Origin of the sequence: Streptomyces sp. NPDC052301 (assembly GCF_044593395.1) — a bacterium.
Classification (GTDB): Bacteria; Actinomycetota; Actinomycetes; order Streptomycetales; family Streptomycetaceae; genus Streptomyces.
Genome location: NZ_JBIUBE010000010.1, coordinates 182,381 through 195,389 on the forward strand (window position 1 = coordinate 182,381; position 13,009 = coordinate 195,389).

Sequence of the window (13,009 nt, forward strand, 5' to 3'; positions counted from 1 at the left end):
ACCTGTTGTGCTCATTTTGCTCGCGTTACAACTGCGGAGCCGAAACACGGGCTCAACGCTCGTCGGCCTTGAAGGAGAGGCCTGATGATTGACGTCCTGGTGGTGGACGACGACTTCCGCGTCGCTGAGATAAACGCCAAGTACGTGGGGAAGGTTCCCGGCTTCCGGGTGGCCGCCCGGGCGCACAGCGCTGCCCAGGCCCTGACCGCGGTGGAGCGCGGCGGAATCGACCTGGTCCTGCTCGACCACTATCTGCCGGACCGGACCGGCCTCGACCTGGTGCACCGCATGCGTGAGCAGGGACATCACACCGACGTCATCATGATCACCGCGGCCGGCGACGTGACCACCGTCCAGCAGGCGATGCGCCTGGGCGCGCTGCACTACCTGGTGAAGCCGTTCACCTTCGCCGCCCTGCGCGCCCGCCTCGACTCCTATGCCGCCCTACGCCGCACGGTGGACCGGGTGGGCGGCCGGGGCCTGACCGGCCAGGAGCAGGTCGACCGGATCTTCGGGGCGCTGCGGACGGCCCCCGCACCGTCCGCGCCCGGCCTGCCGAGCGGCCACTCGGAGCCCACCACCGATCTGATCTGCGGTGTTCTGCACAGGGCCGACCATCCGCTCTCCGCCCACGAGGTGGCCGACAGGACCGGTCTGAGCCGGTCCACGGCCCAGCGCTATCTGCGCCACCTGGAACAGGCGGGCCGGCTCCGGCTGTCCCTGAAGTACGGCGACACCGGCCGCCCGGAGCACCGGTACGCGTGGGTGGCGCCGTAACGAACCGCGTGGCCCTAGGCGGCCCCGGCGCCGGTCAGCGAGCGTACTTCGGTCTCGGCGTACTTGGCCTCGTCGGCGGCCTCGTCCGAGGTGACCGTGCCCAGCCAGCCGGCGAGGAAGCCGAGCGGGATGGAGACGATGCCCGGGTTCTGCAGCGGGAAGTACTGGAAGTCGACGTCCGGGAACAGCGAGCCGGGACTGCCGGACACCACCGGGGACAGCAGCACGAGCACCAGCGCCGGGACCAGCCCGCCGTAGACGGCCCACACCGCGCCCCGTGTGGTGAAGCCGCGCCAGAACAGCGAGTAGAGCAGCACCGGCAGGTTCGCCGACGCGGCGACCGCGAAGGCGAGTCCCACCAGGAAGGCGACGTTCATGTCGCGGGCCAGCAGCCCGAGCGCGATCGCCGCGACGCCGATCCCGACCGCGGCGATCCGTGCCACCGCCACCTCGCTGCGCCCCGTGCCGTGCGGCCGTCGCAGCGAGGCGTAGAGGTCATGGGCCACCGAGGCGGAGGACGCCAGCGTGATACCGGCGACCACGGCGAGGATGGTGGCGAAGGCGACGGCGGCGACGACCGCGAACAGCACCGTTCCCCCCGTGGAGTCCGTTCCACCGCCCAGGTCGAGGGCGAGCAGCGGAATCGCCGTGTTCCCGGCGGCGTTGGAACCGCGCACGGCATCCGTCCCCACGACCGCCGCCGCCCCGAACCCGAGGACGATCGTCATCAGGTAGAACCCGCCGATCAGCCCGATGGACCAGACCGCGGAACGGCGGGCGGCCCGCGCGGTCGGCACCGTGTAGAAGCGGGACAGGATGTGCGGCAGCCCCCCGGTGCCCAGCACCAGCGCGAGTCCCAGGCTGATGAAGTCGAGGCGGGCGGTCCAGTCCCCGCCGTACTTCAGTCCCGGCGCCAGGAACGCCCTTCCGTGGCCGCTGCGCTCCGCGGCCGTCAGCAGCAGCCGGTCGAAGTCTCCGTGGAAGCGGAGCAGGACGAGCACGGTCAACGCGATCGTCCCGCTCAGCAGCAGGACCGCCTTCACGATCTGGATCCAGGTGGTGGCCCGCATCCCCCCGAACGTCACGTAGATCACCATGAGCGCGCCGACGCCGACGACCGTCCAGGTCTGGGCCGGCCCGCTGGTCCGCCCCACCAGCAGCGCCACCAGGCTGCCCGCGCCGACCATCTGCGCCACCAGGTAGAGCACGGACACCGTGACCGAGGACGTCCCCGCCGCGATCCGCACCGGCCGCTCGCTCATCCGCGCGGCCACCACGTCGGCCAGGGTGAACCGCCCGCAGTTGCGGACCAGTTCGGCCACCAGGAAGAGCACGATCAGCCACGCCACCAGGAAGCCCACGACATACAGCAGCCCGTCGTACCCGTACAGCGCGATGAGCCCGGTGACACCGAGGAAGGAGGCCGCCGACATGTAGTCACCTGCGATGGCAAAACCATTCTCCATCGGGGAGAACAACCGCCCGCCCGCGTAGAACTCCTCCGCCGAACCATGCCGTCTGCGGCTCACCCAGGTCGTGATCCCGAGGGTGACGGCCACGAAGCCGCTGAACAGCAGCAACGCCAGCGTCTGGTGGTCGCCGGTCACGAGGCACCTCCCTGCGCTTCGCGAGTCAGTTCCTGGGTGTCCCAGCGCAGTTCCAGCGCGGCCCGGTCCCGGCGCAACCGCGCATGCCGGGCATAGGCCCAGGTGAGCACGAAGGTGGTGAGGAACTGTCCGAGCCCCGCCAGCATGCCCACGTTCACCGCCCCAACCACCGGCCGGGCCATGAGTGCGGGCGCAGTCGTCGCAGCGACCACGTATGCCACGTACCAGGCCAGAAAGGCCGCGACACCCGGCACCACGAACCGCCGGTACCTGCTGCGCACCTCCTGGAACGCCGCGCTGCGCTGCACCTCGACGTACACGTCCCGTGCTCGGACCGCCGCCCCGCTCCGCTCCTCACGCGGGGTCGGTACGGCCGGCGTCGGCATCCCGGCGCCGTCCAGTTCGCCCCAGCCGGAGGCCAGCGCGTCGTACCAGGGGTCCTCGTACGCGGCGTCGCGGGAGGGCGCGCCGGCGTCTTGCTGCCTCTCGCCCGAACTCTCGGGACCGTCCCCGACTCCACGGGCGCGTCCGTTGCCTGACTGCATGCCCAAGGATGGACAGATCGGGAAGTTCCCTGACTCTTCTTCCCCCCGCTCTTCACCCCATCAGGTGACTCACTTCACCGGTGGTCGCACCAGCCCCTTGCTGTAGGCGTAACGCACCGCCTGCGCCCGGTCCTTCAGGCCCGTCTTCGAGAAGAGGTTGTTGATGTGTGTCTTGACGGTCGCGGTCGAGACATGCAGCCTGCGGGCGATCTCCTGGTTGTTCAGCCCGTCGGCGATCAGCAGCAGGACCTCGGTCTCGCGCGCGGTCAGTCCGTCGGGCGGCTCGGGCGGACCCTGGGCCGGGGTGGGCTCGGGCTGCGACAGCCGCTCCAGCAGCCGGCGCTGCACACTCGGCGACAGGCCCGCGTCCCCCGACAGCACGCTCTCCACGGCACGTACGATCTCGTCTCCGCCCGCGTCCTTGGTCAGGTACCCGCGCGCACCGGCCTGCAGGGCGGGGAACAACGACTCGTCGTCCGCGTACGTGGTGAGCACCACGACCTGGGTCCCGGGGTACCGGGCCCGGATCCGCCGGGTGGCCTCCACGCCGTCGCAGCGGGGCATCCTGAGATCCATCAGGACGACGTCCGGGGCGAGTTCGCCGACCAGTCGCACGGCCTCCTCACCGTCTCCCGCGGCACCGACGACCTCGACTCCGGGCAACAGCCCGAGCAACATCACGATGCCCTCGCGGACCACGGTCTGGTCGTCGGCGACCACCACCCGTGCGGGCTTCTTCTCCTCCCCCGTCTCCGTCATACCGGCACCTTCAGCGTCACAACGAATCCCTCCTCGTCCGGCCCCGCGTCGAGCGAACCGCCGAGCAGTTCGGCGCGCTCACGCATACCCAGCAGACCGTACCCACCTCCGGCCCCCGCCAGTTCGCCCGCGCGACCGCCCGAGTTCCGTACGTCCAGAGTCACTTCGTGCCCGCTGTAGTCGAGCTGCACATGCACCTTGGCGCCCTGGGCATGCTTTCGGACGTTCGTCAGCGCCTCCTGCGCGACCCGGCGCACCGCCTGGGACGCCTCGGCCGACAGATGTCTGCGCTCACCCGTGACGGTGACCTCGGCACCGGCCGTCCCACTGACGAGTTCGGCCAGGAAGTCCTCCAGCGGGGTCAGTTCGCCCCGCAGCGCGGACAACGCCTGCCGGGTCTCGGCGAGGCCGTCGCGGGCCATGCCCCGGGCGGCCACCACCCGCTCCAGGATGCGGTCACGGTCGGCGCCGTTCTCGATCAACAGCCGGGCCGCCTCCAGGTGCACCAGCTGCGCCGAGAGGCTGTGCGCCAGCACGTCATGGATCTCCCTCGCGATGCGGGCCCGTTCGGCCAGGGCGGCGGACTCCGCCTCGGCGGCCCGGGCGGCCCGCTCCTGGGCGAGCAACTGCTGCGCATTGCCGCGGGCTTCGGCGTCCAGCCGCAGGACGTATCCGGCGAGGGCCATGCCCACCACCGAGGCGGCCGTGGTCAGCCAGACGTCGTTGTTGAAGGCGGAGTACGCGGCCAGGCCCACCGATGTCACCGGGGTCGCGGCGGCGAGCGGCATCCGTTCCAGCGCGGTGATGCCACAGCCGCACCAGAGGACGAGGGAGAGGCCTCGGAACCCCGTGGCCTCGGCGGCGACCGCGACGGTCAGCAGGGCGCCTATCAGGGCCAGGGAGGGCACCAGCCGGTGCTCATAGGTCGTCCGGAAGAAGGCCCAGCCGAGGGCAGCGGCGACAAGCACCCCGGCCAGCGCCGCGAAGCCGTTCCAGACGCCGACATGCTTCTGGTTGTACGCGCCCCACAGCAGCATGGCGATCACCAGGAGCCTGACGGCCACGGTGAGCAGGCGCCGGGCCCGAGAGGCTCCCTCGCGGCCGAGCGCCTCCCGCGACGGCCAGCGTGTCCAGGCGTTCTCCGTCACGCGTGCTCCTTCCAGGCCGACGGCATGCCGTCACCGTATGTCGGGGCGGGCCGGCTCACGCCCTGCAGGGACTGCGCCCGCCAGACCAGGACACCGGCCCGGACCAGCAGGGTGGCGGCGAAGCCGAGCATCAGGGCGGAGCTGTCCTGGTGCAGGCCCAGTGCGGCGCCTAGGCCGAAGACGCCGATCCGCAGGGCGATGCCCACGGCCCACACCGCGGCGCTCGCCTTGGTGCTCTTGGCCCATATGACACCGTCCGGTGCCGCCCAGACCCGGCTCGTCCAGGCCCAGCCGGCGCCGATGGCCAGGCCGATGAACAGCTCCACCGCGAGGAGGGTGGCGGACTCGGTGCGATGGTGGGAATCGAGTATGCCGGGCTCACGCAACGCGACGACGGCGAGGATCACGGGCAGCAGCCACCAACGCCGGTCGGCCTTGATCACGCGAGGGCGGAGCTGCCTCCCGATCACGATGGCGGCGACGGCCACGATCACCAGCGCGTTGACGAGCCCGGACATCAGAACCTCCGTGAGCGGAAGAGGGTCGGTGCCGGAAGCGAACGCCGCCGGCACCATCGAAGCTACGGAAATTCCCAGGCCAGGGGATCGGAGCCGGGGTGGATCACGGGTGGACTCCTGACGCGGGTTCTCTCAACCCAGGGGTGGAGAAGCCCGACGGCTGGGGGGCGCGCAGGGGATGGAGCGCTGGGCGGGTCGAACGAGGCCTCGGTGGGCGGGGGTGGAGGGTCGGTACGCGGAGGAGGCCTCGCCGGGGCGGGCGGGGGCGGCCGGTGGAGGAGGCGGGGCCCTGCGGGCGGCGAGGCGATGCCGGTCCTACAGGCGGAGGAGGCGCGACTCGGCGAGCGCAGGAGGCCAGGGGCAGGGGGAAGCAGCCCGACCCCGGACACGGAGGAAGCCGCACGCAGACGGAAGCGACGCGGCCCAGTGAGCGGAGGAGGCAGAGCCGCAAGCGGAGGAGGCACGGCCGCGGTGGGCGGAGCAGGCGGCGCCGTTGGGCGCGGACGGGCCCGGTAGGCGGCGGAGGGGCTCGGCGGGCGGAAGGCGGGGGCGTGCATCACCGCGACCGCCCACGGGCATCGACGCCACCCGGACAGCCATGCCCCGCCCGCGCGGCCGACCCAGCCCGCGCCGCCACCGGATCCGCCTCGGCCGACCCAGCCCCACGCCGACCGAGGTCCCGTGGACCACCAGGCCCCGGCACCGGGCCACGAGCCCCCGGCACCGGGCCACGAGTCCCGCACCCTGTGCCCCAGCAGACTCCCGGCAAGCCCCCGATCGGCCGGGGCCCAGCGCAGCGGCTACGCGTCGATGCGCGACCGGTCCAGCGTCGCCGCCGAGCTGGAGATGAACTCCTTGCGCGGCGCCACGTCATTGCCCATCAGCAGGTCGAAGACCTGTTCCGCGGCCTCCAGGTCGGAGAGGTTGATGCGGCGCAGGGTGCGGTGGCGCGGGTCCATCGTGGTCTCGGCCAGCTGGTCGGCGTCCATCTCGCCCAGACCCTTGTAGCGCTGGATGGAGTCCTTGTACCGGATGCCCTTGCTCTGGAACTCCATGAGCTTGTCCCGCAGCTCACGGTCCGAGTACGTGTAGACGTACTTGTCCTGCCCCTTCTTCGGCTGGATCAGCTCGATGCGGTGCAGCGGCGGCACGGCGGCGAAGACCCGGCCGGCCTCGACCATCGGCCGCATGTAGCGCTGGAACAGCGTGAGCAGCAGGCAGCGGATGTGAGAGCCGTCCACATCGGCGTCGGTCATCATGATGATCTTGCCGTAGCGGGCCTGGTCGATGTCGAAGGTGCGGCCCGAGCCCGCTCCTATGACCTGGATGATCGCCCCGCACTCGGCGTTCTTGAGCATGTCGGTCACCGAGGACCGCTGCACGTTGAGGATCTTGCCGCGGATCGGCAGCAGCGCCTGGAACTCGGAGTTCCGCGCCAGCTTGGCCGTACCGAGCGCGGAGTCGCCCTCGACGATGAACAGCTCGCTGCGGTCGACGTCGTCGCTGCGGCAGTCGGCGAGCTTCGCCGGCAGGGACGAGGACTCGAGGGCCGTCTTCCGCCGCTGGGCGTCCTTGTGCTGGCGGGCCGCGACGCGCGTACGGGCGGCGGCGACCACCTTCTCCATCACGACGCGGGCCTGGGCGGCGGCGTCCCGCTTGGTGGCGGTCAGGAACGCCTTCAGCTCCTTGGTGACCACGTTGTTCACGATGCGCCGGGCCGCCGAGGTGCCGAGGACCTCCTTGGTCTGTCCCTCGAACTGCGGCTCGGCCAGACGCACCGTGACGACGGCGCTCAGGCCCTCCAGGGCGTCGTCCTTGACGATGTTGTCCTCGGCCACCCGCAGCATCTTCTTCGCGCGCAGCACGTCGTTCATCGTCTGGGTGAGGGCCTGCTCGAAGCCGGCGACATGGGTGCCGCCCTTGGGGGTGGCGATGATGTTGACGAAGGACCGGACGGTGGTGTCGTAGCCCGTGCCCCAGCGCAGCGCGATGTCGACGCCGAGCTCGCGGGTGACCTCGGTGGGAGTCATCTGGCCGTGCTCGTCCAGCACCGGGACGGTCTCCTTGAAGGAGCCCTGGCCCGAGAAGCGGAGCACGTCGCAGACCGGCTTGTCGCTCGCCAGGTACTCGCAGAACTCGCTGATGCCGCCGTCGAAGCGGAAGGACTCCTCGCCCTTGCTGCCGCCCTCGCCGAGGCCGAACTCGTCACGGACGACGATGGTCAGGCCCGGCACCAGGAAGGCGGTCTGCCGGGCGCGCTGGTGCAGGTTCTCCAGGGAGAGCTTGGCGTCCTTGAGGAAGATCTGCCGGTCCGCCCAGTAACGCACGCGCGTGCCGGTGCGGGTCTTGGGGATCTTCTTGGCCTTGCGCATGCCGCTCTTGGCCTCGAACTTCGCGTCGGCGCCGTCCGCTGCGAAGGCACCCGGCACGCCGCGTCGGAAGCTGATCGCGTGCGTGTGGCCGCCGCGGTCGACCTCGACGTCGAGACGGGCGGACAGGGCGTTGACCACAGAGGCACCGACGCCGTGCAGACCGCCGGAGGCGGCGTAGGAGCCGCCGCCGAACTTGCCGCCCGCGTGGAGCTTGGTCATGACGACCTCGACGCCGGACAGGCCGGTCCTCGGCTCGACGTCCACGGGAATGCCGCGGCCGTTGTCGCGAACCTCCACGGAGCCGTCGTCGTGGAGGATCACCTCGATGTGGTCGCACACGCCCGCAAGGGCCTCGTCCACGGAGTTGTCGATGATCTCCCACAGGCAGTGCATCAGACCGCGGCTGTCGGTCGAGCCGATGTACATGCCCGGGCGCTTGCGTACGGCCTCGAGCCCCTCGAGGACGAGCAGGTGCCGCGCGGTGTAGTTGGAACCGTCCCGGTCTGCTCCTGCCAGCAGCGCTGTGGACGGCACGGACGTATCGGCGGTCACGCGGTTCGCTCCTCGCTGAATTTCAGGTTCCCCCCTACTGGGTAAGGGGGCGGCTTCGGTTGCCGCTCAGAGGGTACCGAGGCCTGGTAGAGCCGGTGTAACGCCACCCTCGCTGAGAACTCAGACTAGTCCAGGTTCGTAAGCATGTTCGATCCCTCGTTGGAGTGAAGTACATATCACGTTCCCTTGGAGGCATGAACCATTTAGGCTCCGGGCACGTCCTCATGAACAACCGGCAACCCAGCCGGGAGGACCGAGACACACAAGACCGCGCGAAACCGTAAGCACCCAGACACGCACTACGGCACATTCGCCGCCAACCGGCAGCAGACAGCCGCCCCGGAAAGATTTTTTCGAGGAAAAGCCACGAGCGGGAACGTTTTCGGGCTGGTTGGATGTTGACCCTGGTACGACAGCTCGTCGAGCTAGAGAAGAGGCGACGTGACTACTGTTCTGACCCCCGCGAGCCCGTTGACGGCCGCCGATCGCTGCGACCGCTGCGGCGCCCAGGCATACCTGCGCGTCGTCCTGCTCAGCGGCGGAGAACTGCTCTTCTGCGCCCACCACGGTCGCAAGTTCGAGCCGGAACTCAAGAAGATCGCCGCTGAGATACAGGACGAGACGGAGCGGCTGACGTCCGTTCCGAACTCGGTTTCCGAAGAAGAGCGCTGAATCTCGCACACACGACGAGCCAGCCCCGGCACAGGCCGGTGAACGGGCGGCCGCTCCTCTCCAAGGAGCGGCCGCCCGTGCTCGTACCTTCACAGCGCCCTCAGGAGTGCCTGGCGGGACCCTTCGGGGCCGTCGAGGCCGGTCCCAGTACGCGCACGACGTCGGAGATGCGCGTATAGACCCCGGGGCTTCCCGGCTGCCCGCAGCCGTCGCCCCACGACACGAGCCCGATCAACCGCCCTCCGGCCACCAGGGGTCCGCCGCTGTCGCCCTGGCAGGCGTCGGGCCCGCCCGCGGCCTCCCCTGCGCAGAGCATGGAGCCGGCCCGGTAGGCGCCGTCCGGGCCTCCCGGATAGGCGCGGGAACAGAGATCGTCGGGCAGCACCTGTACGCGTGCGGCGTAGAGCCGGTGCGCGTAGGCGCCCCCGCCGGTCGTGTCGCCCCATCCGGAGACCAGCGCCTTCGTTCCCGGCGTGTAGGCCGGGTCGCCGGCGCGCGCCATCGGGACGACCGCGCTCTGGGGCAGCGGCTCAGCGAGGGTGAGCACGGCGAAGTCACCGGAGTTCGTGGCGGCGTCGTAGCCGGGGTTGACGTGCGCGTCCCGCACGGCGATCTCCTGGCCCTCGCTCGCCAGCAGGTCCGTACGGCCCGCGATCACCTTGAGATCACGCGCACGGTCCGGCGGCGCCCCCAGGACTTCCTCGCCCATGCAGTGGGCCGCGGTGAGCACGACGGTCCGCGCGACCGCCACACCCCCGCAGAACTGGCCGGCCCGGGTACCCCCGAACCGGTCACGGCTGGACAGCGCCACGGTCCACGGAGCCTGTGAGACCTCTATCGGAAATCCCCCGACCACCACGCTGTCGGCGGCCGCCGGGGCCGCGTCGACCAGGGGTATGGCGGTCATGGCGGCCGCCATCACCAGCGGCCGGATGAGCGCCCTGGCAATCCAGCGATACATGCAGGCTCCTCACTCTGGAGATCTACTGGGACACCCAGAGTCATCCAGAGTGCGATGTCGCGCAGCACGAAGGCCCGGCTCCCGCGAGGGAACCGGGCCTTCGGAGCCGTACGGCCGGACCTAGTCGAGGTAGTCGCGCAGCACCTGCGAACGCGACGGGTGGCGCAGCTTCGACATGGTCTTGGACTCGATCTGGCGGATGCGCTCACGCGTCACGCCGTACACCTTGCCGATCTCGTCGAGGGTCTTCGGCTGACCGTCGGTGAGACCGAACCGCATGGAGACGACGCCGGCCTCGCGCTCGGACAGGGTGTCCAGAACGGAGTGCAGCTGCTCCTGCAGGAGCGTGAAGCTGACGGCGTCGGCAGGGACGACGGCCTCGGAGTCCTCGATGAGGTCACCGAACTCGCTGTCGCCGTCCTCACCCAGCGGGGTGTGCAGCGAGATGGGCTCGCGGCCGTACTTCTGGACCTCGATGACCTTCTCCGGGGTCATGTCGAGTTCCTTGGCCAGCTCCTCCGGGGTGGGCTCGCGGCCCAGGTCCTGGAGCATCTGGCGCTGCACGCGCGCGAGCTTGTTGATGACCTCGACCATGTGCACCGGGATACGGATGGTGCGGGCCTGGTCGGCCATGGCGCGGGTGATCGCCTGACGGATCCACCAGGTGGCGTACGTGGAGAACTTGTAGCCCTTGGTGTAGTCGAACTTCTCGACCGCGCGGATCAGACCGAGGTTGCCCTCCTGGATGAGGTCCAGGAAGAGCATGCCGCGGCCGGTGTAGCGCTTGGCCAGGGAGACCACCAGGCGGAGGTTGGCCTCCAGGAGGTGGTTCTTGGCGCGGCGGCCGTCCTCGGCGATGATCTCCAGCTCGCGCTTCAGCTTCGGCGCGAGCTTGTCGGCGTTGGCCAGCTTGTCCTCGGCGAACAGACCCGCCTCGATGCGCTTGGCCAGTTCGACCTCCTGCTCGGCGTTGAGCAGGGGGACCTTGCCGATCTGCTTCAGGTAGTCCTTGACCGGGTCGGCGGTGGCGCCGGCCGCGGCGACCTGCTGAGCAGGCGCGTCGTCCTCGTCCTCGTCGGACAGGACGAAGCCCGCGCTCTCGGCACCCTCGGGCTCGTCGCCGACCTTGGTCTCCTCGAGAACCTCGTCCTCGAGAACCTCGGCGTCGTCCTTCTTGGCGGTCGTCTTCTTGGCGGCCGTCTTCTTCGCGACGGTCTTCTTGGCGGCCACCTTCTTGGCGGTGGTCTTCTTGGCGGCGGCCTTCTTGGCGGGCGCGGTTTCCTCGGCGGAATCGGCTTCGGCCGGAGCGGCAGGCGCCGTGGGGGCAGCCGTGGTGGCGGTGGCCTTCCGGGTGGTCACCGTCTTCGCCGCCACCGTCTTGGTGGCGGTGCGCTTGACCGGGCTCTTCGCTGCGACGCTCTTTCGGGTGCGCTTGGGCTCTGCTGCACTGACCATCAGCGTCACACCCTCTTCCTCAAGAATCTGGTTGAGGCTGCGCAGTACGTTCTTCCACTGAGTGGCCGGAATCTGGTCAGCTTCGAAGGCCCGACGCACATCGTCGCCGGCGATCTGCCCCTCAGCCTTTCCCCGCTCAATGAGCGCCATGACAGAGACGGACTCGGCGATCTCCGGCGGGAGCGTACGGGATGTGCTGGCCGACACGAACAACCTCTCGGAACGTTGGAAAACGGCTTCCGGCACCGTCCACTGCGGACAGGAGCCGACCACCGGCCTGGGGATGGGCCGACGGCGCGGGCGGGGGCCGGGAAGATTCACAGCGCCTGGTACGGCGTCCGTATTCCCTCCGCGGCTGTCACCTCTTAGGTCATCGCGTTGCTCCCACGAGCGTTACGCCCAATCTGCGTGGCCCGAGTCACACCCCATAAGTGGTCGAAGGCTGTCAATTATGAACAGAACGGATCGCCCGCGTCGTCATACCTGGTAGCCCGCGCGGTCACGGCGGCCCGTCGCACCGCCGGACCTCGCCGGACCCACAAGGATCCGGCGAGGTCCGGCGACGGCCGGTACCCGCCCCGGCGCCGCCACGAGAACCACGAGGACGCCGCACACTGGCGACCGCACCACCTTCGTCTCGGTCAGTGCTCGCGCGGGGCGGGCACCACACGCTCCACCTCGGGGTGCACCGTCAGCAGTTGGCGCATGGCCGCCTCCGCCGCCGTGCCGTCGCCGGTGCCGAGGGCGTCGACGATCCTCGCGTGCTGCGCGAGCGACGTCTCGTTCGGCCGGTCACAGCCGGTGACCGGGCCGCCCGAGACCTGCAGGGCGGCCGAGACGATGCCGGAGAGGTGCTCCAGCATGCGGTTGCCCGCGATCTGGATGAGCAGCGTGTGGAACTCGGCGTCGGCGCGCGAGTAGGTCAGCGCGTCGCCCTGCGCCATGGCGTGGCTCATGATCTCGACCATGTCGCACAGGCGCTGCTGCACCTCCTCGCGCCCGTGCCCGGCGGCGAGCCGAGCGGCGAGTGGCTCGATCGTCCAGCGCAGCTCGCTGAGCTCGCGACGCTGGTCGTCGCGCTGGGGCCCGAAAGCCCGCCACTCGATGATGTCCGGGTCGAGGAGGTTCCAGTCGCTGACGGGACGCACGCGCGTGCCGACGTTGGGGCGGGCACTGACCAGGCCCTTGGCCTCGAGGACGCGGAGGGACTCGCGGACGACGGTACGGGAGACCTCGAAGCGCTGGCCGATCTCCTCCGGCACCAGCGGGCGGTCGGCACCCAGGTCGCCGGAGACGATCATCTGTCCCAGCTGCTGAACGAGTTGGCCGTGCAGGCCGCGTCCGCGGCTGCCCGCGGCCCGCCGGCCGACACGGCCCAGATCGGGCTCCGCGCCGTCCCAGGAGGGCGCTCCGACGCGGTCGGCCACCGGGGCCTCGGCGTAGGGGTAGCGGTCGAGTTCGCCCGGGCCGGCCAGACCGGAGTCGGAGGAGCGGGCGGCGGTCATCATGGTGTGCGCAAGGGTACTCACGGATCCTTTGTCGGCGTCGCCTCCAACTCCCTTGAGGTCTTTGGTGAAAAGCACACGAAAGGGTGATCGCTCACAACGTCGCAATTGACGCCTTATCGGAAAGAAATGGGCTTT

11 protein-coding genes are annotated in these 13,009 nt (G+C 70.1%); 2 read left to right on the forward strand and 9 right to left on the reverse strand.

Annotated features, from left to right (window positions below; genetic code table 11):
• The first annotated feature begins 84 nt into the window (after nucleotides 1-84).
• Entirely contained in the window at nucleotides 85-777 is a 693-nt protein-coding gene (locus ACIHEJ_RS27485) for a response regulator (protein ID WP_400139375.1), read from the forward strand.
• A 14-nt stretch (nucleotides 778-791) separates the two neighbouring features.
• On the opposite strand, the gene ACIHEJ_RS27490 is transcribed toward ACIHEJ_RS27485, so the two are convergent.
• From ACIHEJ_RS27490 to ACIHEJ_RS27515, 6 genes are all read right to left on the reverse strand, one after another.
• The gene (locus ACIHEJ_RS27490; RefSeq protein WP_400139377.1) at nucleotides 792-2,384 is read right to left on the reverse strand and encodes a cation acetate symporter; all 1,593 of its coding nucleotides are present in this window, start codon (nucleotides 2,382-2,384) and stop codon (nucleotides 792-794) included.
• Complete coding sequence (locus tag ACIHEJ_RS27495) at nucleotides 2,381-2,929, reverse strand: DUF485 domain-containing protein (RefSeq protein ID WP_400139379.1); 549 nt, start codon at nucleotides 2,927-2,929, stop codon at nucleotides 2,381-2,383. Before ACIHEJ_RS27495 ends, ACIHEJ_RS27490 begins: the two co-directional genes overlap by 4 nt.
• 69 nt (nucleotides 2,930-2,998) lie before the next feature.
• Nucleotides 2,999-3,688: a response regulator gene (locus ACIHEJ_RS27500; RefSeq protein WP_400139381.1), complete on the reverse strand. Its 690-nt coding sequence runs from the start codon at nucleotides 3,686-3,688 to the stop codon at nucleotides 2,999-3,001.
• Complete coding sequence (locus ACIHEJ_RS27505; protein ID WP_400139382.1) at nucleotides 3,685-4,836, reverse strand: sensor histidine kinase; 1,152 nt, start codon at nucleotides 4,834-4,836, stop codon at nucleotides 3,685-3,687. Before ACIHEJ_RS27505 ends, ACIHEJ_RS27500 begins: the two co-directional genes overlap by 4 nt.
• Entirely contained in the window at nucleotides 4,833-5,354 is a 522-nt protein-coding gene (locus tag ACIHEJ_RS27510; RefSeq protein WP_400139384.1) for a DUF1453 domain-containing protein, read from the reverse strand. The genes ACIHEJ_RS27505 and ACIHEJ_RS27510 overlap by 4 nt, the downstream gene beginning before the upstream one ends.
• A gap of 800 nt (nucleotides 5,355-6,154) precedes the next feature.
• Nucleotides 6,155-8,278, reverse strand: coding sequence for a type IIA DNA topoisomerase subunit B (locus ACIHEJ_RS27515; RefSeq protein WP_400139386.1), 2,124 nt, complete (start codon nucleotides 8,276-8,278; stop codon nucleotides 6,155-6,157).
• Between the two features lie 441 nt (nucleotides 8,279-8,719).
• On the opposite strand from ACIHEJ_RS27515, the gene ACIHEJ_RS27520 reads away from it, so the two are divergent.
• Nucleotides 8,720-8,950: a hypothetical protein gene (locus tag ACIHEJ_RS27520; RefSeq protein ID WP_400139388.1), complete on the forward strand. Its 231-nt coding sequence runs from the start codon at nucleotides 8,720-8,722 to the stop codon at nucleotides 8,948-8,950.
• Nucleotides 8,951-9,050: 100 nt separating this feature from the next.
• Here ACIHEJ_RS27520 and ACIHEJ_RS27525 read toward each other — a convergent pair whose 3' ends face one another.
• The 3 genes from ACIHEJ_RS27525 to ACIHEJ_RS27535 all read right to left on the reverse strand — a co-directional run bounded on the left by ACIHEJ_RS27525 (nucleotide 9,051) and on the right by ACIHEJ_RS27535 (nucleotide 12,895).
• Nucleotides 9,051-9,911, reverse strand: a complete 861-nt coding sequence (locus ACIHEJ_RS27525; protein ID WP_400139390.1) for a serine protease — start codon at nucleotides 9,909-9,911, stop codon at nucleotides 9,051-9,053.
• 120 nt (nucleotides 9,912-10,031) lie between these two features.
• Nucleotides 10,032-11,573: an RNA polymerase sigma factor gene (locus ACIHEJ_RS27530; protein ID WP_400139391.1), complete on the reverse strand. Its 1,542-nt coding sequence runs from the start codon at nucleotides 11,571-11,573 to the stop codon at nucleotides 10,032-10,034.
• Between the two features lie 434 nt (nucleotides 11,574-12,007).
• Entirely contained in the window at nucleotides 12,008-12,895 is an 888-nt protein-coding gene (locus tag ACIHEJ_RS27535; RefSeq protein ID WP_400139392.1) for a FadR/GntR family transcriptional regulator, read from the reverse strand.
• Nucleotides 12,896-13,009 lie beyond the last annotated feature (114 nt).

Coding starts and splice junctions, on each gene's coding strand:
- ACIHEJ_RS27500 (WP_400139381.1), bottom strand. CDS start 3,688: ATGACGGAGACGGGGGAGGAGAAGAAGCCCGCACGGGTGGTGGTCGCC.
- ACIHEJ_RS27525 (WP_400139390.1), bottom strand. CDS start 9,911: ATGTATCGCTGGATTGCCAGGGCGCTCATCCGGCCGCTGGTGATGGCG.
- ACIHEJ_RS27510 (WP_400139384.1), bottom strand. CDS start 5,354: ATGTCCGGGCTCGTCAACGCGCTGGTGATCGTGGCCGTCGCCGCCATC.
- ACIHEJ_RS27495 (WP_400139379.1), bottom strand. CDS start 2,929: ATGCAGTCAGGCAACGGACGCGCCCGTGGAGTCGGGGACGGTCCCGAG.
- ACIHEJ_RS27485 (WP_400139375.1), top strand. CDS start 85: ATGATTGACGTCCTGGTGGTGGACGACGACTTCCGCGTCGCTGAGATA.